Source organism: Bradyrhizobium sp. (assembly GCF_050014615.1).
GTDB lineage: Bacteria > Pseudomonadota > Alphaproteobacteria > Rhizobiales > Xanthobacteraceae > Bradyrhizobium.
Genome location: NZ_JBEKCZ010000067.1, coordinates 1 through 23844 on the forward strand (window position 1 = coordinate 1; position 23844 = coordinate 23844).

Below are 23844 nucleotides of genomic sequence, written 5' to 3' on the forward strand. Positions count from 1 at the left end.
ACGCCCATCGCCGCGAGTTCATCGCGGATACGATCGGATTCCTTGAAGTCCTTTCGCGCGCGGGCCGCGGTGCGATCCAAAATCAGGCCATCGACGTGCTTGGCATCAATGCCACTGGCTCGCTGCTTTCGACCGTTCCAGACCGCGGCACTCTCGGACAGGAAACCGAGAAGCCGCAGAGAGGAAGCAAACTGCTCGCGATCTCGTTCATTTCCGGAAGCCGCGTTGTTGCGCATACTATGCAGCGACGCGATCATCTGCGGCGTGTTCAGATCGTCTGACAACGCTTCGATAACGGCGGCGGAAGGTTGTCCGCTTCTGACATCGGCAGCTACCCAGTACCAGTCGTCGAGCGTCTTCGCGCTTTCTTCCAGTCCTTTCAACGTCCAGTCGATCGGCGAACGATAATGCGTCTTCAGCATATTGAGGCGCAGCACTTCGCCCGGCCAATCCGCCAGCAACTCGCTGATCGTGACGAAATTACCGGTCGACTTCGACATCTTCTCGCCTTCGACCTGCAGGAAGCCGTTATGCATCCAGTAATTCGCCATCGTGGGCGTGCCATGGGCGCAGCGCGATTGCGCGATTTCGTTTTCATGGTGCGGAAAAATCAGGTCGAGGCCGCCGCCATGAATGTCGAAGACGTCGCCGAGATAGGCGGCGCTCATCGCCGAGCATTCGATATGCCAGCCCGGACGTCCCCTGCCCCACGGGCTTTCCCAACCGGGTTCGTTGTCCGACGATTGTTTCCAGAGCACGAAATCGGTCGGATGTTTCTTGTGGGCATCGACCGCGATGCGCGCGCCGGCCTGCTGCTCGTCGAGCCGGCGGCCCGACAGCGCACCATAGTCCGGCATCGATTGGGTATCGAACAGCACTTCGCCGCCGGCTTCATAGGCGTGGCCGCGCGCGATCAGTTTCTCGATCAGCGTCACCATGTCTGCCTTGCCGTCCGAACGCGGCAGCACGAAGTCAGTCGCGCGCGGTTCGACCGTCGGCGGCAGAGCACCGAGCGCCTTTACATCCGCATGGAATTGGTCGGCGGTCTTCTCGGTGACCCGGCGGATCGCCTCGTTCAGCGGCAGGCCGGGGAAATCCCGCGCGGCGCGGTCGTTGATCTTGTCGTCGACGTCGGTGATGTTGCGGACATAGGTGACGTGGTCAGCGCCATAGAGATGGCGCAGCAGCCGGAACAGCACATCGAACACGATGACCGGGCGGGCGTTGCCGATATGGGCGAAGTCATAGACCGTCGGGCCGCAGACATACATCCGCACATTGGCCGGATCGAGCGGCACAAAGACGCGCTTTTCCCTGGTCAAGGTATCGTAAAGTCGCAATTCCATGGACAACCCATCCCTTGCGGCCGGGCGTCCAATGATCTCGTGTGAGAAAAGACGGCCTCAGCCAGCGAATCGCTAGCTCATAATCTCGCGGCAAATGCCGCAAATGGCGAGGAAACCGTTCATGCGAACTACCATGGGGCAGCTTGGGGGATTGCGTCAAGTGCCTCAGAAAAGCCTGTTTGGGCCACGAAACCGCCCCGGCCACCGTGGTTGATCATTCTTTACACTTTGAGTTTACCATCTGGCGGCGGTCCCCTCCTTCCTCGGTGCAGCATGCGATCCATTTCCGCGCTTTTGGCCTGCGTATTCGTCCTGGCCGCGTCGGCGGCCTCGGCCGACAGCCGCGTTTTCATCATTTCCAACCAGGCCGACGGCTACGGCGTCGACCAGTGCCTCGCCAAGGGCGAGAAATGTGGCGCCCACGCCGCTTTGTCCTATTGCCAGTCGCGGGATTTCGCCCAGGCTTCCTCCTACCGGCGCGTCGACCCGGACGAGATCACCGGCTCGGTTCCCCAAGGTGGCAAGAACTGCACCCATTCCGGCTGCAACGAATACGTCGCCATCACCTGCCAGCGCTGAGCTGTCCGCTGCGGCACGCCCGGACGCCGGCCCCGCCACACTGGTGCCCCGGAAACGACGTGACGATGCCCCGAGAAGCTTGTATGGGAAGGCCCCGTTGGCCGCGCCTGCGGTTCTTCTTGAGCCCGCGTGGATTCGCCCAAATGGCCGGACATGTCTGAATCGTTGATTTTCCCGTCCTCCAGAACAATCCTGGCCTGCACCGTGCTGCTCAGTGCGGCGGTGCTCGGCATGGACGCCCACGCGCAGGTTCCGGGGCCACCCCCGCCGTCGCAGGGCGCCGCGGTCAATCCGATGTGCCCGCGGCTGGAAGCGCAATTGGCGACCATCGACCGCGGCGGCGGCAGCGGAGACCCGGCCAAGGACGAGCAGATCCGCCGTTACACGGATGCCGCGTCCAAGCAGCAGAGCGAGCTTGACCGCGTCACCTCGCAGGCCAAGCGGATGGGCTGCGACAGTTCCGGATTTTTCTCGCTGTTCAACGGCCAGTCGGCGCAATGCGGCCCGGTCAACAACCAGATTCAGCAGATGCGGGCCAACCTCGATCAGATCACGACCAGCCTCGAGCGGTTGCGCGGCGGCGGCGGCACCGATCGCGACAACCAGCGCCGTTCGGTGCTGCTGGCGCTGGCGCAGAATAATTGCGGACCGCAATATGCCAACGCGGTGCAGCAGCAAGGGCCCGGCAATTTTCTGAACAATCTGTTCGGCAACAACAGCCCGGGCACCCCCGGCGCCGATGTCGGTCCGCAATCCGGCACCTATCGCACCGTCTGCGTGCGCAGTTGCGACGGCGCTTATTTTCCGATTTCGTTCGCCACCGTGCCCGGCCGCTTCCCCGACGATGAAAAGACCTGCAAGGCGCTCTGCCCGGCGGCGGAAGCCAGCCTCTACAGCTACCGCAATCCCGGCGAAGACATGAGCCAGGCGGTGTCGATCAACGGTCAGCCTTATTCGTCCTCGCCGAATGCCTTTCGCTACCGTCAGGAGTTCAATCCGTCCTGCGCGTGCAAGGCTGCCGGACAGACCTGGTCCGATGCCCTGAAAAGCATCGACGATAAAGCCGCCGCCGAACAGCAGGGCGACATCATCGTCACCGAAGAGAGCGCCAAGAAGATGTCGCGCGCGCCGACCAAGCAGGCTCCCGCTCCCGCCAAGAAGGGCTCCGCGCCGGTGGCCGCCGCCCCCGATGCGACGCCCGCACCGGATCCATCGACCAGCACCACGGCAGCCTCGACCGGCAGCGCGCCGGACAACAAGCCGATCCGCTCGGTCGGACCGACGTTCATCCCCGCGCGCTGATTCAGCCTTCAAACGCTTCCGCCGACCCGCGGCTCGCGCGCGACGCCAGCGTCTCGTCGGGTTCTGGCAAGGACTTGCCGGTATCGCGAAACTTGTTGGTGATGGGATAGCGGCGGTCGCGCCCGAAATTCCGTCGCGTCACCTTGACGCCCGGGGCGGCCTGGCGCCGCTTGTATTCGGCAATGTTGAGCAGGCGATCGATCCGCGTCACCACCTCGCGGTCGAACCCCGCCGCGATGATCGACGCCAGCGGCTCTTCGCGCTCGACCAGCCGCTCCAGGATCGCATCGAGCATCTCATAGGGCGGCAAGGAATCCTGATCGGTCTGGTTTTCGCGCAGTTCCGCCGTCGGCGGCCGGGTGATGATGTTCACCGGAATGACTTCGCCCAACGGCCCCCGCGCGCCATCGGGTTTCCACGCGTTGCGTAGGCTTGAGAGCCGGAACACCTCGGTCTTGTAGATATCCTTGATCGGATTGTAGCCGCCGTTCATGTCGCCATAGAGCGTGGCGTAACCGACCGACATTTCCGACTTGTTGCCGGTCGTGACCACCATCGCGCCGGTCTTGTTGGAAATCGCCATCAACAGCGTGCCGCGGGTGCGCGCCTGCAGGTTCTCTTCGGTGATATCGCGCGGCAGGCCTGCGAAGGTACCCGACAAAATATCTTCAAAGCCGTTGACCGCCTGCGCGATCGGCAGCACCTCATATCGAATGCCGAGTGCTGAGGCGAGCTTGGCCGCGTCATCGAGCGACACCTGCGCGGTAAAGCGAAACGGCAGCATCACGCCGCGGACGCGCTCCACCCCCAGCGCATCGACCGCGATCGCCGCGCATAATGCCGAGTCGATGCCGCCGGAGATGCCGAGCAGCACGCCGGGAAATCCGTTCTTGCCGACATAGTCGCGCAGGCCCAGCACACAGGCGGCGTAGTCGGCCTTATCGCCCTCGACCAGCGACGCGACCGGTCCGGTGCAGCGCCAGCCGGAATCGCCTTTGGTCCAGCGCAGTGTCGTGATGTTTTCCTCGAACGCCGGCAATTGCGCCGCCACCGAGAGATCGGCATTGAGCGCAAACGAAGCGCCGTCGAACACCAGCTCGTCCTGGCCGCCGACCTGGTTGAGATAGATCAGCGGCAGCCCGCTCTCGGTGACCCGCGCCACCGAAATCGACAGGCGGATATCGTTCTTGTCGCGCGCATAGGGCGAGCCGTTCGGCACCACCAGGATTTCCGCGCCGGTTTCCGCCAGGCATTCGACCACGTTCTCGTAGTCTTCCGACTCTTCCAGCCAGGTATCCTCGCAAATGGGAACCCCGACCCGGATGCCGCGGATGGTCACCGGGCCCGCGGCCGGCCCCCGCGCGAACACGCGCTTTTCATCGAATACGCCATAGTTCGGCAGGTTGGCCTTGAAACGAATGGCGGCGATCCGGCCCTCGTCCAGCAGGGCGCAGGCGTTGTAGAGCTTGCCGTCCTCGACCCAGGGACTGCCGATCAACATGGCCGGACCACCGTCGGCGGTTTCGCGCGCGAGCTCTTCGATGGCGGCGCGGCAGGCGGACTGAAAGGCCGGTTTCAGGACCAGGTCTTCCGGCGGATAGCCGGCGATGAACAATTCCGACAACACCACGAGATCGGCGCCATCCGCGTGCGCCTTCGCGCGCGCCGCGCGCGCTTTGGCGGCGTTGCCGGCAACATCGCCCACCGTGGGGTTCAGCTGGGCCAGCGTGATCGTGAACTGGGCGGCGTTTTCGGTCATGGAGAGAAGGTGCCCCGCGCGCGGATAAACTGCAATTGCATGCTTTAGATCGCGCCCATGCGCTCAGCGATGGCGAACAGCCAGAACAGCCCCGCCATGACAAGCGCGACGCCCACCGCCGCCGAGCCCATATCCTTGACCCGCCCGATCTGCGGATCGTGATCGGTGGTGAGCCGGTCGGCCAGCTTTTCGATCGCGGTGTTGAGCAATTCGACCACCAGCACCAGAACCACCACCGCGATCATCTCGATGCGGCGCATCGAATTCACGCCGATCAGCCACGCCAGCGGCAAGGCAAGCGCCAGCGCGACCAGTTCTTCGCGAATGGCCTGTTCAGAGCGGATCGCAAAGGCGAGGCCATTGCGCGTGTTGATCGTGGCCCGCCAGAACCGCAGCAATTCAGAGACCCGCCGCGGCTGGCAGCGGCTGGGCTTGCGCGCCGCGGTCCTGCTTGAGCAATTCGGCGATCAGGAAAGCCATGTCGATCGACTGCTCGGCATTGAGACGGGGATCGCAGACCGTATGATAGCGGTCGCTGAGATCCTCATGGGTGATGGCGCGCGCGCCGCCGACGCATTCGGTGACGTCCTGGCCGGTCATTTCCAGATGGACGCCGCCGGCGTGGGTGCCCTCCGCCGCATGGATGGTGAAGAACGACTTCACCTCCGACAGGATCCGGTCGAACGGACGGGTCTTGTAGCCGCTGTTGGAGGCAATCGTATTGCCATGCATCGGATCGCACGACCACACCACCTTGTGGCCCTCGCGCTGCACGGCGCGGATCAGCTGCGGCAGGTGCTCGCCGATCTTGTCGGCCCCGAAGCGGCCGATCAGGGTCAGGCGTCCACCTTCATTGTCCGGATTGAGCACATCGATCAGCCGCAACAAATCGTCCGGCTTGAGCGAGGGACCGCATTTCAGCCCGATCGGATTCTTGATGCCGCGGAAATACTCGACATGGCCGTGGTCGATCTGGCGGGTGCGGTCGCCGATCCAGATCATGTGACCCGATGTGGCGTACCAGTCGCCGGTGGTGGAATCGACCCGCGTGAAGGCCTGCTCGTAGCCGAGCAGCAGCGCTTCGTGGCTGGTGTAGATATCGGTGGCGCGCAGTTCCGGATGGCTTTCCAGATTGAGTCCGCAGGCGCGCATGAAATTCAGCGCGTCCGAGATGCGATCCGCCAGTTCCTTGTAACGCCGCGACTGCGGGGAATCCCGCAGGAAGCCCAGCATCCACTGGTGCACGCTGCCGAGATTGGCGAAGCCGCCGGTCGCGAACGCGCGCAACAGATTGAGCGTCGCCGCCGACTGGCGATAGGCCATCAGCTGACGCTGCGGATCGGGGATGCGCGACGCCGCCGTGAACGCGATATCGTTGACGATGTCGCCGCGGTAGCTCGGCAGCTCGACGCCGTTGATGGTTTCGGTCGCCGACGAGCGCGGCTTGGCGAACTGCCCGGCGATGCGGCCGACCTTCACCACCGGCAACGCCCCGGCATAGGTCAGCACCACCGCCATCTGCAGGAAGACGCGGAAAAAGTCGCGGATATTGTTGGCGCCGTGCTCGGCGAAGCTCTCGGCGCAGTCGCCGCCCTGCAGCAGGAAGGCCTCGCCGGCGGCTACGCGCGCCAGCGCCTTTTTCAGGTTGCGGGCCTCACCTGCAAAAACCAGCGGCGGAAACGTGGCCAGCTGCGCCTCGACATCCGCCAATGCCTTCGCATCGGGATATTCCGGCACTTGCATCACCGGCCGGGCGCGCCAGCTGTCGGGTGTCCACCGCTCGGACATGACGTTAACTCCTGAGCAAAAACCGCTACTTATGGGGGATAGCGAAGGGCCGGGTTATACACAGGCTGATCGCTCACCGCCAGTGCCGCTGATTTGAACCTCGCGGGACTTCGCCGCAACTTCTTAACATGAGCTTCACGTCAACCCGCGGCACCGGAACAGATGGGCCTGCCAGTCCCCCGTTGCCGGCGTTCGTATCGGGGGCGCCGCAAGCGGGGCCTTTGTCGTAACTAGGGCCTTGGCTGGATTTTCGCACCTCAAGACAAGCCCTTGCAGAAAAAGCCGAATTCGCATTTGCTGGAGCGGCGCGACATCACGGGGGTAATCGCGGTGGCGGGAGCCGGGCTGGACGACGTTTTCATCGACGACATCACCTTCCCCGCCACGGACGGATATGTGCTGGGCGCGACGCTGTTTTTGCCCCGCGGCGCCAAGCGCCACGCCGTCCTGATCAATTCGGCCGCTGCCGTGCCGCGCCGGATCTACCGCGGGTTCGCCGGCTATCTGGCACGGCGCGGCTATGCGGTCTTGACCTATGATTACCGCGGCACCGGCGACTCGAGGCAGAGATCGCTGGTCGGCTACAATCAGCCGCGGTCGCTGGTCGGCTTCAAGGCCTCGATGTCGGACTGGGCGGCGCTCGATGTCACCGCCGCGGTGGCGTGGATGCGCGAGCGCTACAAGGCCCTGCCGCTCAATTATGTCGGGCATTCCTTCGGCGGTCAGGCGCTCGGGCTGCTCGCCAACAATACCGAGGTCTCGCGCGCGCTGTTGATCGCCGCGCAGGCCGGATACTGGAGGCTAATGGCCGCGCCGGAGCGCTATCGCGTCGTTGCCATGCTGAATCTTGTCGGCATCCCCCTCACCCGGGTGCTCGGCTACGCACCGGGCTGGAGCGGTCTGGGCGAGGACCTGCCCAAGGGCGTGTTTGAGCAATGGGCCGGCTGGATCATGAAACCACGCTATCTGTTCGATGACCCCAACCTCAAGACGTTGTCGAACTTCGCCGGCTACAAAGGCGCATTGCGCTCGCTGTGCCTGTCCGACGATCCCTGGGCGACGCGGGCGGCGGTCGAACTATTGTGTTCGGGATTTACCTCGGCCAAGCCGGACATCCTGACCATCACTCCCGCCGACGCCGGCGCCAGCAAGATCGGTCATCTCGGCTTTTTCCGTCCCGAGCACCGCGACACGCTCTGGCGCGGAGCTGCGGAATGGATGGAGGCGGCGGAGTAGCGGGAGCGCGCGGCCTTGGTTCGCTGATTCAATTGTCAAAGAGCCAAGCCGTCACGTTGCAGGTCGTCATTGCGAGGAGCGAAGCGACGAAGCAATCCATTCTTTCATTTCGTTGCGCGATGGATTGCTTCGCTACGCTCGCAATGACGGCGTTAGCAGACACACCTCCGCGCTCTCGCAGCGCATTGCGCCCGAGTTGTTGCAAAAAATCCTTGCCGCCCAAGAGAGGGCGTGGGGAATGCCGGATGCCCGATGCACCCGCAGCCTCGTGTGCGCATATTGGTAGTGAGTATGCACACGAGTACTCACAGCGAGCCACCGGATTCACCCGGCATTCCCGCACGCAATGGTTTTAACGGTTTCCTTCGCGCTCTCCCTGGTGACCGGGCTTGGTTGTCACCATCGCCGGCGGATAACTTTGCCGACTTGACGCCAGCGTCGGGGCGTCAGGACCACACGACTTCGCCGTCCGCAGAAAAGCGCCCTCGTCAGAAGCGCCATCCGCGTCCACCGCATCCCGCCCCGCGTCCGTGACGATCGCGATACGCCCCTCAGAAGGGACGAGACGGCGGGAATCTAAATTTGATTTGGGTCGGGCGGGAACAGAAATATTTTTGCAAATGGGGCTGGACGTGAAATCACTGGGTTCGCTCGATGATTTGCCCGTCGGGCAGATTTGGCGCTTGTGAACTGTTACGATATTGACTCGTTGCAGTTGAATCGGCAGCCGGCAGCAGAAGCCGGCGCGTGCGGTGCATCAGCCGCAGAAGATAACGAACCAACCGGCGCGGAGGAATTGATGAACTGGATCGAAGCTGCCGGCTATCTGGCTTCCGCGCTCGTGCTGGCCACGTTTTGCATGAAGACGATGATCCCTTTGCGTTGCGCCGCGGTGTGCAGCAATGTCGCTTTCATCGTCTATGGCTTCTACGACCACCTCTATCCCGTGCTGGTCCTGCACGCGATCCTGCTGCCGCTGAATGTCTGGCGCGCGGTCCAGATGCTGCGGCTGATCAAGCTGGTCGAGGCAGCTTCCAAACGCGATCTCTCCACGGGCTGGCTGAAGCCGTTCATGAAGGACGCCCGGCTGAAGGCCGGCGAGGTTCTCTTCAGCAAAGGGGATCATGCCGATCGCCTCTACATGATCATATCAGGCGATATCCATCTTGAGCAGATTGATCTTACCTTACGCGAAGGCGAGCTGTTCGGAGAGATCGGCTTGTTTTCCGCGGACCGCCAGCGAACCCAAACCGCCCGCGCGCTGACCGATGTTCATCTGCTCTGGTTGAGCGAAGGCGAACTGGCGCAAATCTGCTATCAAAACCCCGGAATAGCGTTCTACTTCCTGAAGCTGACGACCAATCGCCTGCTGGCCAACGCATCCTATTTCAGGGCCGGCACGCAAGCCGCGTTGCCAGCGTCTTCTTGAACTCGTCGTTGAATGCATTCCTTGACAGCTTTGACAGGTCGTACATGACCCGCCGCGCGTCGCCGATGGACGTTGGGTTACGCTTCGCTAACCCACTCCACGCGCAGGTAGATTAACGATATCTCGCAATCTTCCATCAATGTCTCGAAGTTAGTCTGCGCCGATAGAGCCCTCCTTTGGGGCTAAATTTTTTAATCAATTTTTTGGAGGGTGACATGAATGCGATTCCGGAAGTTCTCGCGCCGGCCGAAGTGCAAGCCAACTACATCCTGAATGTGATCGCCGTCAGCTTTGGTCTTGGCGTGGTGGTGTTCGTGTGCGTGGCCACGTCCGGCCTGGACATGAGTATCGGCTTCTTCTGACGAACCGTGTGCAGCGGCGCAGCTAGATGCGATCGGGAAACCGGATGATGAAGTTGTCGCGGTTGGGCATCTTCACCTTCGGCAGGGTTTGCGCATCCATGGTATCGGTGGCGCCGATCAGTTTGTTTTCGGCGAGGATGTAGGCCGTCAGCGCATAGACTTCATCATCGGTCAGCGAACGCGGCATCTGGAACGGCATCGCGCGGCGAACGAAATCGAAGATCGTCGTCGAATAGGGCCAGAAATTCTTGATGGTTTTCTGCGCCGCCGAGATGCCGGCAAGTTGACGATCGCTCACCAGCGCAGCAGCCTCGCCGCCCTTGCCGTTGTCGCCGTGACAGGCTGCGCATTTCTCGGCGTAGATCGGCGCGCCCTGCGCGGGCGTGCCGCTGCCCTTGGGCAATCCGGTGCCGTCGGGCAGGATGCTGATGTCCCAGGCCTCAATGGCGGCCTCATCGATCGGCTTGCCGAGATTGGGCGTCTCGGCCAACGAGGCGCCGCCCGTCAACGCCAGCCATAGCGAGGCGGCAGCGATCGCGCCCTTACGCGTAAACATGCTTGACCTCCCCGTTGGTGGCGACGCCCCAGCTGGTGATCGAATTGTAGTGCTGGTTGAGAAAGCCCAGCACCGGCGGCGGTTTTGTCAGTTCGCCGCGGGCGGCGACGAATTCGGCGCGGGTCGGCTGCACATTGCCGGATTGATCCCACGCCCGGCTCAGCAGCGTGGCCGGACCGCCGTTCCATCGCCACGGCAGGCGGAAACGGGTGAAGGCCTTGCTCAGGACCGGTTCCTGCAGGGCGGCCTGCGCCCAGCTCTGGCCACCATCGGCGGAGACCATGACTTTCTCGATCGGGCCGGTGCCGGAATAGGCGATGCCCGAAATCTCGTAGAGACCGGGCCCCTTCAGCGCGTGGCCGTGCGACGGATAGGTGATGAAGGATTTGACCTCCTGCAGGAAGTAAAACCGGTACGCCTTGCCGCTCGGCAGGATCGGCGAGTAGGTCCGCGCCTCGTACATGCTCAGCGCAGGCTGTTCCACCAGCTTGATGCGGCGCAGGAACTTGACGTTCATGTTGCCCTCGTAGCCGGGCAGCAAAAGGCGCATCGGGTAACCGTTGCCGGGCATCAGGCGCTCGCCGTTCTGGTAGAGCGCGATCATGGCGTCATCCAGCGCCTTCTTGATCGGCACGCTGCGGCTCAGATGCGGCGAGTCCGCGCCCTCCGCGATGAACCAGGTTGCGCGCGGATCGATTCCGGTTTCCTCCAGCAGCGTCGACAGCTTGACCCCGGTCCACTCCGCGCAGGAGGCGAGCCCGTGCAGCGCCTGCACCGTCTCCTGCAGCGGCTCGGGAGAAAACATCGGGGCGCTGTTGCCGCCGCATTCGACGAATGCCGCGCGCGAGACCATCGGATAGCGCGACAGGGTCTCGAGCGTGAACTCCAGCGGCCGCTTCACCAGACCATGGATCACCAGCCGATGCTGGTCCGGATCGATATCGGGAATCCCGCCGTGATTGATGGTGAAATGCAGTCCGTTCGGCGTCGTGGTTCCCTCGAGCTGGTGGTGCGGCGTGCGGGCATGCGAATTACGCATCTCGTGCTTGGGATTGCTCAGCGTGCGCACGACCTTGGCTTCGAACTTCGACCGCATTTGGTAGGGTGGCGTCCGGTCGCCGAATTCCAGGCTCCATGGCGGGTCAGCGAGCGGCTGGGCGAGCGGTTCGGCGCCCGCGGCCGCCGGGCCGATGCCGGCCCCCATTGCGCCGGCCAGCGCGATGCCGCGCCCCAGCAATGCGCGGCGGTCGATCAAGCCGTTTCCGGCAGTGGCTTCCAAAGCTTGACCACGCATATCGCGGTGCTTGGACATCCCAGCCTCCCTTGAATGCGGACGTTACAGGTCGCCCGTCTGTTCACCCGCTTACGGTAGCTCTTTGCCATATGGCCGTCTACATCACGAAAACCAACGCGTTGGTTGAATTCACCGTTTCCGGGCGCGCGCTCAATCTCGCCATCGGCCCGGTCGTTGAGCTGCCGGACGAACGCGACGTTATTTTGCAGGTTATTAGCTTTCCTTCAGTCTAGGTATGGAGCCAGGTTCGAACAACCAAACTGCAATAACTGAGCCCACGACGAGCAAAGCACCGAATAGCGTTGCTGCGGTCAGGTGCTCTCGCAGAACGATCCATCCCAGAGCAACCGCGATCACCGGATTCACAAACGTGTAGGTAGCAACTAGAGAAGCCGAGATATTGTCCAACAACCAGACGTACGCTACGAAACCGACGATAGTGCCTGCGGTGATAAGATAGGCGAGCGCGGCCGCTGATTCCACGGAGACCTCCCTCGGCGAAAATCTTTGAAGCTCTCCAGCGATGATACTCGCGATCAGTAGAGCGCCGCCGCCGACTGTCAGCTGCATTCCCGATAGTGCAATTGCCGACGTACTTGCCGCATGCTGTCGCGACAAAAGCGAACCCATAGCCCAGGACAGTGCTGAGATCAGTAAGAGCAGGATATCAACCGCGCCAACGGGATACTCGCGGCTGGTCGCTTGCCGCCAAGCGATAAACGCTACGCCGGCGAAGCCCGGCAAGAGCGCGATAAGGGTTTTTGTCGATGGACGCCTCGCCGTCGGGAAGACAAAATTGATAAGGGTGATCCAAAACGGAATCGTGGCGAGCATGATGGCCGCCATGCCGGAAGGGACTCGAACTTGCGCATAGGCGAGGACCCCATGACAACCGACAAAAAGGAGGAGGCCACAGGCACCAGCGTGTAGCCATGCCTGGCCAGACAGAACGCCGCCCTGCCGTCCGGACCAGGCCAGGAGCACGAGCCCGCCACCAAGCGAGCGTAGCCCCATCAACAGGAACGGAGGGATGGACTCAAGTCCCAGCGCAACAGCGAGATAGGTCGAGCCCCAAAGGATGTAGATTGCCAGGAACGCGATAGTCAGGCGCGCATGGCGAGAGCAATGCTGGAACATCGATGGCACCTTTGTGTTAACCCCTTATAGGGTTATAATTCTCGCTTGTATAACTCTTTAAGGGGTTATAGGTTGCAATGATGATGGAAAGATCGACCGGCGACGGAGACGAGGCGCGAAACGGCGTCGCGGTGTCCGACGAACTCAGTATCCAGTTCGTCAACACGGTGGCGTGGCGCTTGCGGGATCGAGGTGAGGAGCGATTACCCTCATCCGAAGCACTGTTGGACTGGTTCAGGGTCGTCGGACTGGTGACCCCGAGCTATTCCGCTCGCCTCCAGGCGCATTGGCGAAAGCGCCCGGACGAAGCGGAACGCCTCTACGAAGAGGCCATCGTTCTTCGAGAGGCCGTTTATCAACTATTTCGGACACGCCTCGCCGCTCAACGATTCTTCGAGTTTCACGTGAAGATTCTCAATGCAACGCTGCGCGCGGGCGCGCCCGGGTTGCGCGTTGCATCGGCCAGAAGCCTGGTGGTATGGTCACCCACGTTTCCGCACACGTCTCCGGCCGACTTGTTGAAACCGATCGCATGGTCTGCGGCCGATTTGCTGACTGGTCCACGCGCTCAAAAGATCCGCCAGTGTCAGGATGATCGCGGATGCGGCTGGCTGTTCATCGACGAAAGCCGAGCTCAAAATCGTCGCTGGTGCTCGATGGGAGATTGCGGAAATCGAGCCAAGGCACGCCGTCACTATCTTCGCCACAAGAGTCCCGAGAACGATCGTTCCACAAATTGAGGGCAACCTGCTTTGTGCCTCGCGCTCGGCTACATGGGGCTAAGTCTTGCGCGCTGGATTGCGATGACGCTTGGTATCCGGCGTTGAAAAGCTGATCAGGTCACGTGTAGGTCCGGCTCATTTTGGTCGATTTTGACATGTCCGCGGCATGTCCGTTAGGAGTTAATCTCCGAAATGCCGGTGGTCAGGTTTTGCTGGGTTGAAGGCATCGGTTTGGACTTGATTCAAGAGCCCAAACTGGAGCCTCGAATCATGCGGTAGGAACTCACGGAGGCGGATGATCGCATTTTTCAAACGTGCCGCCGTGTGGCTTTGGTCCAAGAAGGTCGAACTCGGCCTCGGCGTCCGGGTCACCGCCGCCGCCATGGGCTCCCTGGTCATCGCGCTGGCGGTCGGCCTCAAGCTGCCGCTATGGGCGGTGCTGACGTCGATCATCGTCACGCAGATGAGCGTCGGGCGATCGCTGAAGGCGACCCGCGATTATCTGGTCGGGACCATCGGTGGCGCGATTTACGGGGCGGCCGTCGCGGTGTTGATCCCGCACTCCGGCGAAGGCGCCCTGCTCGCGGTTCTGGTGCTGGCGGTTGCGCCGCTGGCGTTCATCGCGGCCATCAATCCCAGCCTGAACGTGGCCACCGTCACCGCGATCATCGTGCTACTGCTTCCAATGATGAACCACGGCACGCCGCTGGAGTCCGCGATCGATCGGGTTCTGGAAGTCGCGGTCGGGGCATTCACCGGCCTTGCGGTGTCCTTTGTGGTGTTGCCGGCGCGGGCGCACAGCCAGGTTCGCGCCAGGGCGGCGCGCGTGCTTGAATTGATGGCGTCCGTTCTCAATGAACTGCTCTCCGGCCTGACCCGGGGCCGGGATAACGACACCCTGCACAAACTACAGGATGGGATCGGCACCGCCTTGACCGGCCTCAACGCGACCGGCGCCGAGGCCGAGCGTGAACGCGCCGCGCGGCTCACCAACGGCCCCGATACCGGCCCGTTGCTGCGAACCGTGCTGCGGCTGCGCCATGATCTGGTCATGATCGGGCGCGCCAGCGTGATCCCCTTGCCGGCCGATCTGCAGCAACGCCTCGCCGGGCCACTGGCGCGCGTCACCGATACCGTCGTCGAATATCTCCGGACCAGTGGCGTTGCCCTTCGCACCGGCGACCGCTGTCCCACGATCCAACCGATGGAGGCCGCACTGGAGGCTTATACGGCCGAGGTCGCGGCCGTCCGTGGCGAGGGCCTGACGCGCGGGTTGCCGGGCGACGTGATCGAGCGTTTCTTCGCGCTGGGATTTTCGCTGGAACAGATGCACCAGAATTTGCGGGACCTCGAACGCTGCGTGACCGTCTGGATGGAGCGGTCGGAAGCTCCGAAAACGACCGACGAGGCGGCTTAGTAGGGCGGATTAGCCAACGGGTCGCGCGAATGCGCGCCCGATGATAAACTCCGCGTAATCCGCCATGACACCCACCAAATCGGCGGATTACGCTTCGCTAATCCGCCCTACGGGCCTACCTGCCGAAACTCTGCCGTATCGCCTCGGCGTTTTCGCGCACCGCCTTGTTGGCGAGGGCGACGAAGATCGGAATGGCGACGATCAACAGCAGGCCCATCACCACGCGCGGACGGCTCAACAGGCGCTTTGGGCGTTTGATGTGGTGGACGTTGGAGCGGTCGCGGTCTTGTTCGTTTTCCATCACTTGCGCCGGTGTGAGCTATTCAAATCGTGATCGAAAACGCGAGCAGGTCCCTACTCTGCCGCTTGGCGCACATGCCGCGCGCTCGGCGTGCGCATCGTCACGAGCTCTTCCGCCGCGGTCGGATGCAGCGCCATGGTCGCGTCGAAATCGGCCTTGGTCGCCTTCATCTTGATGGCGATAGCGAGCACCTGCACCATTTCGGCGGCGCCGTCGCCGACGATGTGACAGCCGACGACGCGATCGGTGGAGGCATCGACGATCAGCTTCATCAGGATCCTTGTGTCGCGGCCCGACATCGTCGCCTTCATCGGCCGGAAGCTCGTCTTGTAGATATCGACGTGACTGAACTGCGCGCGCGCCTGGGTTTCCGTCAGCCCGACCGTGCCGACCTCCGGCTGCGAGAACACCGCGGTCGGGATGTTCTCATGATCGACCTGAACCGATCGCTTGCCGAACACGGTGTCGGCAAACGCGTGCCCCTCGCGGATCGCGACCGGCGTCAGGTTGATGCGGTGGGTGACGTCGCCGATCGCGTAGATATTCGGCACCGAGGTGCGTGAAAAGCTGTCGACATTGATGCCGCCATTGTTGGGATTGATGGCGACGCCGGCGTTCTCCAGCCCGAGACCTCTGACATTGGGATGCCGGCCGATCGCGAACATCACCTGATCGGACGCGATGCTGGAACCGTTCGACAGATGCGAGGTGAATTCCTTGGTGGATTCCTTGCCATGCTTGTCGACCTTGTTGACGGTGCAGCCGGTCAGAATGGTGATGCCGTCCTTTTCCATCTCGCTGCGCACATGGCTGCGGACGTCCTCGTCGAAACCGCGCAGCACGTTGTCGCCACGATAGACCAGCGTCACGTCGGAACCGAAGCCGGCAAAGATGCAGGCGAATTCCAGCGCGATATAGCCGCCGCCCTGGATCAGGATGCGCCGCGGCAGCGCGGCCAGATGAAACACCTCGTTCGAGGAGATCACATGTTCGATGCCGGGGATCGCAAGCCCGTGGTTGGGCGCGCCGCCGGTCGCGATCAGAATGGTTTTCGACCGCACAGTCTCGCCGGTTGAGAGCCGCAGCGTATGCGCATCCTCGAACACCGCGCGGGTCTTGACGATTCGCGCGCCGGATTTTTCCACGTTGGCGGTATAGGCCGCCTCCAGCCGCGCGATCTCCTTGTCCTTGTTGGCGATTAAGGTGGGCCAGTCGAAGGTCGCGGAAGGGATGGTCCAGCCGAAGCCCGCCGCATCCTCGATCTCGTGATGGATGTGGGACGCATAGACCAGAAGCTTCTTCGGCACGCAGCCGCGGATCACGCAGGTGCCGCCCATCCGGTACTCTTCGGCGATCATGACCCGCGCACCATGGCCGGCGGCGATCCGGGCGGCACGAACTCCGCCCGATCCGCCTCCAATGACGAACAGATCGGTGTCGAACTCAGCCATGTCAGCCTCGATCAGGATCGGATGCGAGATCAGATATCGTTATCAGATGCCCTTATTGATAGTCCTTGCCGCGCTTATGCATCTCGGCACGGAACTGGGCGTTGACGGTCTGGGAGAAAGCCTGCGCCCATTGCTTCATATATTCGATGCTGGATTGAATGGCCTGCGGCTCCGCCACCAGCAATTTCTGACCGAGCGCCGATCGGTAGAACGCGACGAGGTCCTTCAACTCCTGCTCGGTAAACGCGTCGGCATAGACCTTGGCCATGCCCTCGCCGATTTCCTTCTCGCGGCCGGCAAGGCTCTGCGCGACGACGACCGCAACCTCGTTGAGATCCTTCTGATAGTTGAGGTTGTTCTGCATGATATTGTTTTTGGCTTGCTCCACGATACTGGGAACGGCTTGCGCGTACATCGCGTTGGCGTGTTTCATCTCCAGGATTTCCTTCGCCGCCGCGATGGAAGCGGGCGAAGCCGGCTTGGCCGGAGCCGGCTGTTGCGCGTTCGCCGGGGCACATGCCAGCGCCAGCCCTACCGCGAGGCCCGCAGCCAACATGATTCTCGATCGGTTCTTCATTCGATAGTCTCCTCGATTGCGGCGTCAGCGCCGTTCAATAACCCGAATTCCAGCATGGCCCGCCAGCATCGCCGTGCTGGCAAGACCGATGAATAGTCCGTGCTCGACGACCCCCGGAATGGCGGTCAGCAATCCCGCCAGATCCGCAGCCCTGGCTATGCGGCCAAGATGGGCATCGACAATCCAGTGGCCACCGTCGGTGACAAAAACGTGGCCGTCCTGGCCCTTTCGGAGCACCATCGGTCCGGAAACGCCGCATTCGGCAAAGGCCCCGCCGATCGCGCGTTGCGTCGCCGCCAGCCCGAACGGGATTACCTCGATTGGCAGCGGAAAGCGACCGAGCGTTTCGACCCATTTGGAGTCGTCCGCGATCACGATCATGCGATCCGACGCCGCGGCCACGATCTTTTCCCGCAGCAAGGCGCCGCCGCCGCCCTTGATGAGATTGAGATCGGGATCGATTTCGTCGGCGCCGTCGACGGTCAGATCGAGCCGATCGATCTCATCGAGCGTGGTCAGACGTATCCCGCAGCGTACAGCGTCAGCCCTGGTCGCTTCCGATGTCGGCACGCCGACCACATCGAGCCCGGCGCGGACCCGCGCGCCGAGAAGCTCGACAAAATGTTTCGCGGTCGAACCGGTGCCAAGGCCGAGCTTCATGCCATCCCGCACGAACTCAAGCGCACGACCCGCCGCCTGCCGTTTCAATTCGTCCATATTCACGTGCGAACGATGCCTCTGGGAAGCCGCCGCCGACCGTGCGATCGGCGATGTCCGGCGGGGGCATATCTAGCGTCGTTTTGCGACAAGTAACAGCGCTATACGCCGGCCTGATAGATTAACCTGACAAATAATCCGGCCCGGGATCGGCGGTCTTCCCGCCGGGACTTCCGGCGTGATTTCCAGCGGCAATGATCCCCCACTTGCATGATGGCACGCGGACCGCTAGCGATCCACGATGACCTCTGCCCGCACCGTTGTATTCGATCTGGACGGCACGCTTGTGGATACGGCGCCCGACCTGATCAGCGCGCTCAATTATGTGCTCGACCGCGAGGGGCTGCCCCCGGTGCCGCTGCATTCCGCGCGGGCCATGATCGGCGCCGGCGCCCGGCGGCTGATCGAGCGCGGCCTGGAAGTGGACGGCCGCGCCGTTGCGCTGGAAGACCTCACCCGGCTCACAGGCGATTTCATCGACCATTATGCCGCCCACATCGCCGACGCTTCGCGCCCGTTCGAGGGCCTGGAAGCCGCGCTCGATGAACTCGCGGCGCGCGGCTATCGCCTTGCGGTCTGCACCAACAAACTGGAGTGGCTGTCGAAGCTGCTGTTGGACCGGCTGGGGTTGAGCGCGCGATTTTCCGCGATTTGCGGCGCCGACACCTTCGGCATCTCAAAGCCCGATCCGGCGATCTTGCGGCAGACGGTCGCGCGCGCCGGCGGCGAGATCTCCGCGACGGTCATGGTCGGCGATGCCGGTCCGGATATCGGCGTCGCCCGCCGCGCCGGCGTGCCCGTGATCGGCGTCGAATTCGGCTATACCGAGGTTCCAATCGCCGAGCTCAAACCCGATCTTCTGATCGGTCACATGAATCAGCTCTCGGCAGCCGTGGAAAGCCTGATGCTGGCCCCGAAATAGATCGATAAGATATTGATTTTACATCATAATTTTATTGGACCGAATCCGGGCATTAACCATCTATTAACGATCACGATCCGCATGGTTGCGCGGCTGTGCCGACGCTCTTATGGTCGATCTGGGGATTGTGGCTGTTTGCCGCAGTAAGAGTGACGGATTGATCATGCGTCGTGTCATCGCGATTGCCGCAGCAGGTTTGAGCCTTGCCGGTTGCTCGTCGTTTTCGACTGATTATTTCAAGTCGGCACCGCCAACCCTGCAGGTCCAGATCGAATCGAACCCGCCGGGCGCCGACGCGCGGACATCGCTGGGGCAGAACTGCAAAACGCCCTGCTCGGTCACTCTGCCTGTACCCGATAGCGGCGGCTTTACGGTCAGTTACACGATGCCAAGGTTCCAGCCAGCAACCGTCCCTGTGCAGGTCATCCGCATCCCCGGCGAGTTCTTCTCCGCCGGGACGACAAAGACCGATCCCAATCCGGTGGTCGCGGAACTGCAACCTGCCGGCCCGCTGCCGAAGGCCGCCCACAAGATGATGCGGCCGAAGAAGCCGAAGGTCCCGAAGGGCGCCGCCGGGGCACCGCCTGCCGACGGATCGGCCTTCCCCGATCCCGCGCAGGGATCCGCACCACCACCGCCCCCGCCCCCCCGCTGATTGCGTGCACTGCACCCGTCCAACGATGGCAAACAGTGGATTGTACCGGCGTTGCAACGTGCCTAGATTAAGTTGGCGAAGCCCCGTTTCCTGCTAATACGGTGGCCGCGTCCACAGGCACATCAATGACCGAATCCTTGTTGAGTAGTCCCGCATCGCTGCTGCGTCCGATGACCGACCCGTTCGGCCGGACCATCAGCTATTTGCGGGTTTCGGTTACGGATCGCTGCGATCTGCGCTGTTTCTATTGCATGTCGGAAGACATGACATTCCTGCCCAAGGCCGATTTGCTGACGCTCGAAGAACTCGACCGGCTGTGCTCGGCCTTCATCGCCAAGGGCGTGCGAAAACTGCGCCTGACCGGCGGCGAACCGCTGGTCCGGCGCAATGTGATGTCGCTGGTGCGCTCGCTCTCGCGGCACCTCAAATCCGGCGCGCTCAATGAGCTGACATTGACGACCAACGGCTCGCAGCTGGCGCGCTATGCCAATGAGCTGCGCGACTGCGGCGTGCGCCGCATCAACGTCTCGATGGACACACTCGATCCGGTGAAATTCAAGGCCATCACCCGCTGGGGCGATCTCGACAAGGTTCTGGCCGGCATTGAGGCCGCCCGCTCGGCCGGTCTCGCCGTGAAGATCAACGCGGTGGCGCTGAAGAACATGAACGAGGACGAGATCCCCGCGCTGATGGAATGGGCGCACGGCAAGGGCATGGCGCTGACGCTGATCGAAGTGATGCCGATGGGCGACATCGGCGAGGGACGCATCGACCAGTATGTGCCGCTGTCCCTGCTCCGCGCGCGTCTCGCCAAGCAATACACATTGACCGACCTCGACGACGACACCGGCGGCCCGGCGCGCTACGTTCGCGTCAACGAGACCGGCGGCAAGCTCGGCTTCATCACGCCGATGACGCATAATTTTTGCGAATCCTGCAACCGGGTGCGGATCACCTGCACCGGCACGCTGCATACCTGCCTCGGTCACGAGGATGCCTCCGATCTGCGCCGGCCGCTGCGTGCCTCCGCCGACAATGAACTACTCAGCGCGGCGATCGACCGCGCCATTGGCCTGAAGCCGAAGGGCCACGACTTCATCATCGATCGCAGGCACAACCGCCCGAGCGTCAGCCGCCATATGAGCGTGACCGGCGGCTGAATTTCTGGCGCGCGACCTGCCGGTCTTTGGCAAGGCGGTTGATTTACCAAGCCCCGTGCAACCACTTGATCCCACGTCAATTTGCCCATTTTCCAATTGACGCCGCCATGGCGCGCTGAAATGGTGCGCTGGCTTTTATGCCTGCTCGGCTGGATAAGCCGCTGCGCCGGATGAGCGCGGTCAAGATGGCAAGAGCTCAATAAGAGCGCAATTGGGGGAGGACTATCGTTGCGATCGCTCCTGAAAATGAGCCGTGGTTCTGCGTGCGGACGCCAGGGGATGCCCGTTGCGACAACGGGCGTGACTTGATGGCGAGTGCCGGAGAAAACACCATGCGTCCATTGCTGGCGATTAGCTCGTTCATCGACCTGATCAATGAAAAGATCGGCTACATCTGCAATTTCCTGGTGCTGGCCGCCTGCATCGTGAGCGCCGGCAATGCCATGATCCGCTATGCCTTCGGCTACAGCTCGAACGGCTGGCTTGAGCTGCAGTGGTACATGTTCGCCATTCTGGTGATGTTCGGCGCCTCCTATACCTTCAAGCGCAACGAGCATGTCCGGGTCGAAATCTTCTATCTGTTTCTCAGCGAGCGCGGACAATTGTGGCTCGACCTGATCGGGACACTGTTCTTCCTGATCCCGGCCTGCCTGCTGCTCTCCTATCTGTCCTGGCCGTTTTTCCACCAGGCCTATGCGGTCGGAGAAATGTCGGGCAATGCCGGCGGCTTGATCCGCTGGCCGATCAAATTCGTAATTCCGTCCGGCTTCGTCATGCTCGCATTGCAAGGCGTCTCAGAGGTCATCAAGCGCATCGCCGCGCTTCGGGGTGAGGTGACGATCGATGCGAAATACGAGAGGCCGACGCAATGATTACGCTGGAAACGATGCCGCCGCTGATGTTCGGCGGCCTGGTTGTCGCCATGCTGATCGGCTTCCCGGTGGCCTTCACGCTGGCCGCGGTCGGGCTTTCGTTCGGCTTCCTCGCGATTCATCTCGGCTTCTTTGATCTGAATTTTCTCCAGGCGATCCCGGGCCGCGTGTTCGGCAGCGTGTTGTCCAACGAACTCCTGCTCGCGATACCCTTTTTCACCTTCATGGGCGCGATCCTGGAGCGTTGTGGGCTCGCCGAAGACATGCTGGATTCGATGGGCCAGCTGTTTGGACCGATCCGCGGCGGCCTCGGCTATTCGGTGATCCTGGTCGGCTTCATCCTCGGCGCCATCACCGGCACGGTGGCGGCGCAGGTCATCGCCATGGCGCTGATCTCGATGCCGATAATGATCCGCTACGGCTACAACATTCGCTATATCACTGGCGTGCTGGCGGCGTCGGGAACCATCACCCAGCTCGTGCCGCCGTCACTGGTCCTGATCGTGCTCGCCGACCAGCTCGGCAAATCGGTCGGCGACATGTATCTCGGCGCATGGGGCCCCTCGGTATTCCAGATCCTGCTGTTCGCCGGCTATACTTTCGTGCTTGGCATCTTCAAGCCCGACTACCTGCCGCCGGTGCCGAAGGACGCGCGCACGCTGACCGGCTGGGCGCTGTGGAAGAAATGCCTCATGGGTATCATTCCCTCCGCGGTGCTGATTTTTGTCGTGCTCGGCACCATGATGATGGGTCTTGCGACGCCGACCGAAGCCGGCGCCATGGGCGCGGTCGGCGCCATCGTGCTGGCGGCGATCCACAGCAAGGATTTTTCGACCACCGGGCGCAAGGTTCTCATCATCGGCGTGATTGCCGGCGGCATCGGCACGATCATCGGGATGTTTGCCACCGAGGGGCTGATCTTCAAGCTCGCCTTCGCCGTGACTTATCTTGCAGTGGTGTGGATCTGCCTCGAGGCGGTCCGCATTCCCGAGCTGCGCGACCTGATCAAGCAGGGTTATGAGACCACCATGCGCATCACCTGCATGGTGGTGTTCATCCTGATCGGCTCGACCTGCTTCTCGGTGGTCTTCCTCGGCGTCTCCGGCGGTGTCTGGCTGGAGCACCTGCTGACCTCGCTGCCCGGCGGCGTCTGGGGCTTTTTGATCTTCATCAACCTGTTCATCTTCTTCGTCGCCTTCTTCCTCGATTTCTTTGAAATCGCCTTCATCATCCTGCCGATGATTGCACCGATCGCGCAGAAGATCCTGGGGCCGGTGGTTGGGGATGGGCCGGCCCTGATCTGGTTCGGCGTCATGCTGTGCGTGAACATGCAGACCTCATTCATGCATCCGCCGTTCGGCTTCGCGCTGTTCTATCTGCGCGGCGTGGCGCCCAAGGAGGTCAAGAGCTCCGACATCTATTGGGGGGCGCTACCCTGGGTCGGCTTGCAGGCGATCATGGTCGCGCTTGTGATCGCGTTCCCGATCACGGTGACGGCGCTGCTCGACAAGCCAGCCAACGTCGACCTGAACCAGATCAAGATCGACGTTCCGCAGATGGATTTGCCACCACTCGACTTCGGTCCTCCGGCGAAGTAATGGCGAACAACGCCTAGACGAATCGAAAAAACCCCGAAGCCTGTGCTTCGGGGTTTTGTCTTCGATTCCGGTTCAGGCGAGATTAGCTCTGGGCATGCCTCGCCATGAAATTATCGAAGCCGACTTCGGCGACCTGGAACCACTGATAACCGGTGCTGGTATAGGCCGTGACCGAGTCATAGATTTTCTTGAAGTTCGCATTGGTCGAGGCGACCTCGGCGTTGAGCTCCTTGGTCGCCTTGTAACTAGCTTCCATGATGGCGGGCGAAAACCCGTGCAGCTTGGTGCCGCCGGCCAATAGCTTCTTCAAAGCGAGCGGATTGACGGTATCGTATTTGGCCATCATCCAGTTGTTGGCGTAGTGGCCGGCCTGTTCGAGGATGTTCTGGTAGTACTTCGGCAACGCATTCCATTTGTCGAGATTGATCATCGCCAGCAGCATCGGGCCGCCTTCCCACCAGCCAGGATAATAATAGTGCGGCGCGACCTTGTAGAGGCCGAGCTTCTCGTCGTCATAGGGACCGACCCACTCGGCGGCGTCGATGGTGCCTTTTTCAAGCGCGGGATAGATGTCGCCGCCGGCGAGCTGCTGCGGCACGCAGCCGAGCTTCTGCATTACACGGCCGGCATAACCGCCGATGCGGAATTTCAATCCCTGCAAATC

25 protein-coding genes are annotated in these 23844 nt (G+C 62.2%); 13 read left to right on the top strand and 12 right to left on the bottom strand.

Annotated features, from left to right (window positions below):
* Window positions 1–1346, bottom strand: a 1346-nt coding sequence (cysS, locus tag ABR948_RS13070; RefSeq protein WP_428118171.1) for a cysteine--tRNA ligase, incomplete at its 3' end; no start/stop codon positions are given.
* A 273-nt stretch (window positions 1347–1619) separates the two neighbouring features.
* Here cysS and ABR948_RS13075 point away from each other — a divergent pair.
* Together ABR948_RS13075 and ABR948_RS13080 are read left to right on the top strand one after the other, a co-directional pair.
* Complete coding sequence (locus ABR948_RS13075) at window positions 1620–1925, top strand: hypothetical protein (RefSeq protein ID WP_428118173.1); 306 nt, start codon at window positions 1620–1622, stop codon at window positions 1923–1925.
* Between the two features lie 153 nt (window positions 1926–2078).
* Window positions 2079–3227 (top strand): DUF2865 domain-containing protein, encoded by a 1149-nt coding sequence (locus tag ABR948_RS13080; RefSeq protein ID WP_428118175.1) that lies wholly within the window; start codon window positions 2079–2081, stop codon window positions 3225–3227.
* 1 nt (window position 3228) lies between these two features.
* Here ABR948_RS13080 and ABR948_RS13085 read toward each other — a convergent pair whose 3' ends face one another.
* From ABR948_RS13085 to ABR948_RS13095, 3 genes are read right to left on the bottom strand one after another with little or no spacing between them, the layout of a single operon-like run.
* Window positions 3229–4986, bottom strand: coding sequence for an NAD+ synthase (locus ABR948_RS13085; protein WP_428118178.1), 1758 nt, complete (start codon window positions 4984–4986; stop codon window positions 3229–3231).
* 44 nt (window positions 4987–5030) lie between these two features.
* On the bottom strand, window positions 5031–5384 hold the full coding sequence (locus ABR948_RS13090; protein ID WP_428118181.1) for a diacylglycerol kinase: 354 nt from the start codon (window positions 5382–5384) through the stop codon (window positions 5031–5033).
* A gap of 1 nt (window position 5385) precedes the next feature.
* A complete protein-coding gene (locus tag ABR948_RS13095; protein WP_428118184.1) occupies window positions 5386–6774 on the bottom strand; it encodes a class II 3-deoxy-7-phosphoheptulonate synthase in 1389 nt (462 codons plus the stop codon).
* A gap of 330 nt (window positions 6775–7104) precedes the next feature.
* Here ABR948_RS13095 and ABR948_RS13100 point away from each other — a divergent pair, with 330 nt between their 5' ends.
* From ABR948_RS13100 to ABR948_RS13110, 3 genes are all read left to right on the top strand, one after another.
* The gene (locus ABR948_RS13100; protein WP_428118233.1) at window positions 7105–8010 is read left to right on the top strand and encodes an alpha/beta hydrolase family protein; all 906 of its coding nucleotides are present in this window, start codon (window positions 7105–7107) and stop codon (window positions 8008–8010) included.
* 685 nt (window positions 8011–8695) lie between these two features.
* Window positions 8696–9439 carry a Crp/Fnr family transcriptional regulator gene (locus ABR948_RS13105; protein ID WP_428118236.1) on the top strand — a complete coding sequence of 248 codons (744 nt, stop codon included), beginning with the start codon at window positions 8696–8698 and terminating at the stop codon, window positions 9437–9439.
* Window positions 9440–9654: 215 nt separating this feature from the next.
* Window positions 9655–9801 (top strand): hypothetical protein, encoded by a 147-nt coding sequence (locus tag ABR948_RS13110; RefSeq protein ID WP_428118187.1) that lies wholly within the window; start codon window positions 9655–9657, stop codon window positions 9799–9801.
* Window positions 9802–9823: 22 nt separating this feature from the next.
* On the opposite strand, the gene ABR948_RS13115 is transcribed toward ABR948_RS13110, so the two are convergent.
* Window positions 9824–10357, bottom strand: a complete 534-nt coding sequence (locus tag ABR948_RS13115) for a c-type cytochrome (protein ID WP_428118190.1) — start codon at window positions 10355–10357, stop codon at window positions 9824–9826.
* Entirely contained in the window at window positions 10344–11669 is a 1326-nt protein-coding gene (gene soxC, locus ABR948_RS13120) for a sulfite dehydrogenase (protein WP_428118193.1), read from the bottom strand. The genes ABR948_RS13115 and soxC overlap by 14 nt, the downstream gene beginning before the upstream one ends.
* A gap of 71 nt (window positions 11670–11740) precedes the next feature.
* Here soxC and ABR948_RS13125 point away from each other — a divergent pair, with 71 nt between their 5' ends.
* Window positions 11741–11884 (top strand): hypothetical protein, encoded by a 144-nt coding sequence (locus tag ABR948_RS13125; protein ID WP_428118196.1) that lies wholly within the window; start codon window positions 11741–11743, stop codon window positions 11882–11884.
* On the opposite strand, the gene ABR948_RS13130 is transcribed toward ABR948_RS13125, so the two are convergent.
* Window positions 11865–12788 (bottom strand): EamA family transporter, encoded by a 924-nt coding sequence (locus tag ABR948_RS13130; RefSeq protein WP_428118199.1) that lies wholly within the window; start codon window positions 12786–12788, stop codon window positions 11865–11867. The genes ABR948_RS13125 and ABR948_RS13130 overlap by 20 nt on opposite strands.
* Window positions 12789–12868: 80 nt before the next feature.
* On the opposite strand from ABR948_RS13130, the gene ABR948_RS13135 reads away from it, so the two are divergent.
* Together ABR948_RS13135 and ABR948_RS13140 are read left to right on the top strand one after the other, a co-directional pair.
* A complete protein-coding gene (locus ABR948_RS13135; RefSeq protein ID WP_428118202.1) occupies window positions 12869–13528 on the top strand; it encodes a CGNR zinc finger domain-containing protein in 660 nt (219 codons plus the stop codon).
* A gap of 277 nt (window positions 13529–13805) precedes the next feature.
* Entirely contained in the window at window positions 13806–14927 is a 1122-nt protein-coding gene (locus ABR948_RS13140; RefSeq protein ID WP_428118205.1) for an FUSC family protein, read from the top strand.
* Between the two features lie 115 nt (window positions 14928–15042).
* Here the strand turns inward: ABR948_RS13140 and ABR948_RS13145 are convergent, their stop codons facing one another.
* The 4 genes from ABR948_RS13145 to rpiA are packed head-to-tail and all read right to left on the bottom strand — an operon-like array spanning window position 15043 to window position 17979.
* Window positions 15043–15228: a hypothetical protein gene (locus tag ABR948_RS13145; protein ID WP_428118208.1), complete on the bottom strand. Its 186-nt coding sequence runs from the start codon at window positions 15226–15228 to the stop codon at window positions 15043–15045.
* Between the two features lie 53 nt (window positions 15229–15281).
* Window positions 15282–16679 (bottom strand): glutathione-disulfide reductase, encoded by a 1398-nt coding sequence (gene gor, locus ABR948_RS13150; protein WP_428118211.1) that lies wholly within the window; start codon window positions 16677–16679, stop codon window positions 15282–15284.
* Between the two features lie 52 nt (window positions 16680–16731).
* Complete coding sequence (locus ABR948_RS13155; RefSeq protein WP_428118214.1) at window positions 16732–17256, bottom strand: DUF2059 domain-containing protein; 525 nt, start codon at window positions 17254–17256, stop codon at window positions 16732–16734.
* Between the two features lie 24 nt (window positions 17257–17280).
* A complete protein-coding gene (gene rpiA, locus ABR948_RS13160) occupies window positions 17281–17979 on the bottom strand; it encodes a ribose-5-phosphate isomerase RpiA (protein ID WP_428118217.1) in 699 nt (232 codons plus the stop codon).
* Window positions 17980–18214: 235 nt separating this feature from the next.
* On the opposite strand from rpiA, the gene gph reads away from it, so the two are divergent.
* The 5 genes from gph to ABR948_RS13185 all read left to right on the top strand — a co-directional run bounded on the left by gph (window position 18215) and on the right by ABR948_RS13185 (window position 23180).
* Window positions 18215–18895: a phosphoglycolate phosphatase gene (gene gph, locus ABR948_RS13165; protein ID WP_428118220.1), complete on the top strand. Its 681-nt coding sequence runs from the start codon at window positions 18215–18217 to the stop codon at window positions 18893–18895.
* Between the two features lie 163 nt (window positions 18896–19058).
* Window positions 19059–19550, top strand: a complete 492-nt coding sequence (locus ABR948_RS13170) for a hypothetical protein (protein WP_428118239.1) — start codon at window positions 19059–19061, stop codon at window positions 19548–19550.
* Between the two features lie 125 nt (window positions 19551–19675).
* Window positions 19676–20710: a GTP 3',8-cyclase MoaA gene (gene moaA, locus ABR948_RS13175; RefSeq protein WP_428118222.1), complete on the top strand. Its 1035-nt coding sequence runs from the start codon at window positions 19676–19678 to the stop codon at window positions 20708–20710.
* 332 nt (window positions 20711–21042) lie between these two features.
* Window positions 21043–21582, top strand: coding sequence for a TRAP transporter small permease subunit (locus ABR948_RS13180; RefSeq protein ID WP_428118225.1), 540 nt, complete (start codon window positions 21043–21045; stop codon window positions 21580–21582).
* A complete protein-coding gene (locus ABR948_RS13185) occupies window positions 21579–23180 on the top strand; it encodes a TRAP transporter large permease (protein WP_428118228.1) in 1602 nt (533 codons plus the stop codon). The genes ABR948_RS13180 and ABR948_RS13185 overlap by 4 nt, the downstream gene beginning before the upstream one ends.
* A gap of 82 nt (window positions 23181–23262) precedes the next feature.
* Here the strand turns inward: ABR948_RS13185 and ABR948_RS13190 are convergent.
* A partial coding sequence (locus tag ABR948_RS13190) for a TRAP transporter substrate-binding protein (RefSeq protein WP_428118230.1) occupies window positions 23263–23844 on the bottom strand: 582 nt, incomplete at its 5' end.

What these genes read in the sequence shown, in the direction of transcription:
- ABR948_RS13075 (WP_428118173.1), top strand. Translation starts at nt 1,620, where the DNA reads ATGCGATCCATTTCCGCGCTTTTGGCCTGCGTATTCGTCCTGGCCGCG.
- ABR948_RS13080 (WP_428118175.1), top strand. Translation starts at nt 2,079, where the DNA reads ATGTCTGAATCGTTGATTTTCCCGTCCTCCAGAACAATCCTGGCCTGC.
- ABR948_RS13085 (WP_428118178.1), bottom strand. Translation starts at nt 4,986, where the DNA reads ATGACCGAAAACGCCGCCCAGTTCACGATCACGCTGGCCCAGCTGAAC.
- ABR948_RS13095 (WP_428118184.1), bottom strand. Translation starts at nt 6,774, where the DNA reads ATGTCCGAGCGGTGGACACCCGACAGCTGGCGCGCCCGGCCGGTGATG.
- ABR948_RS13110 (WP_428118187.1), top strand. Translation starts at nt 9,655, where the DNA reads ATGAATGCGATTCCGGAAGTTCTCGCGCCGGCCGAAGTGCAAGCCAAC.
- ABR948_RS13115 (WP_428118190.1), bottom strand. Translation starts at nt 10,357, where the DNA reads ATGTTTACGCGTAAGGGCGCGATCGCTGCCGCCTCGCTATGGCTGGCG.
- soxC (WP_428118193.1), bottom strand. Translation starts at nt 11,669, where the DNA reads ATGTCCAAGCACCGCGATATGCGTGGTCAAGCTTTGGAAGCCACTGCC.
- ABR948_RS13125 (WP_428118196.1), top strand. Translation starts at nt 11,741, where the DNA reads ATGGCCGTCTACATCACGAAAACCAACGCGTTGGTTGAATTCACCGTT.
- ABR948_RS13130 (WP_428118199.1), bottom strand. Translation starts at nt 12,788, where the DNA reads ATGTTCCAGCATTGCTCTCGCCATGCGCGCCTGACTATCGCGTTCCTG.
- ABR948_RS13135 (WP_428118202.1), top strand. Translation starts at nt 12,869, where the DNA reads ATGATGGAAAGATCGACCGGCGACGGAGACGAGGCGCGAAACGGCGTC.
- ABR948_RS13140 (WP_428118205.1), top strand. Translation starts at nt 13,806, where the DNA reads ATGATCGCATTTTTCAAACGTGCCGCCGTGTGGCTTTGGTCCAAGAAG.
- ABR948_RS13145 (WP_428118208.1), bottom strand. Translation starts at nt 15,228, where the DNA reads ATGGAAAACGAACAAGACCGCGACCGCTCCAACGTCCACCACATCAAA.
- gor (WP_428118211.1), bottom strand. Translation starts at nt 16,679, where the DNA reads ATGGCTGAGTTCGACACCGATCTGTTCGTCATTGGAGGCGGATCGGGC.
- ABR948_RS13155 (WP_428118214.1), bottom strand. Translation starts at nt 17,256, where the DNA reads ATGAAGAACCGATCGAGAATCATGTTGGCTGCGGGCCTCGCGGTAGGG.
- gph (WP_428118220.1), top strand. Translation starts at nt 18,215, where the DNA reads ATGACCTCTGCCCGCACCGTTGTATTCGATCTGGACGGCACGCTTGTG.
- ABR948_RS13170 (WP_428118239.1), top strand. Translation starts at nt 19,059, where the DNA reads ATGCGTCGTGTCATCGCGATTGCCGCAGCAGGTTTGAGCCTTGCCGGT.
- moaA (WP_428118222.1), top strand. Translation starts at nt 19,676, where the DNA reads ATGACCGAATCCTTGTTGAGTAGTCCCGCATCGCTGCTGCGTCCGATG.
- ABR948_RS13180 (WP_428118225.1), top strand. Translation starts at nt 21,043, where the DNA reads ATGCGTCCATTGCTGGCGATTAGCTCGTTCATCGACCTGATCAATGAA.
- ABR948_RS13185 (WP_428118228.1), top strand. Translation starts at nt 21,579, where the DNA reads ATGATTACGCTGGAAACGATGCCGCCGCTGATGTTCGGCGGCCTGGTT.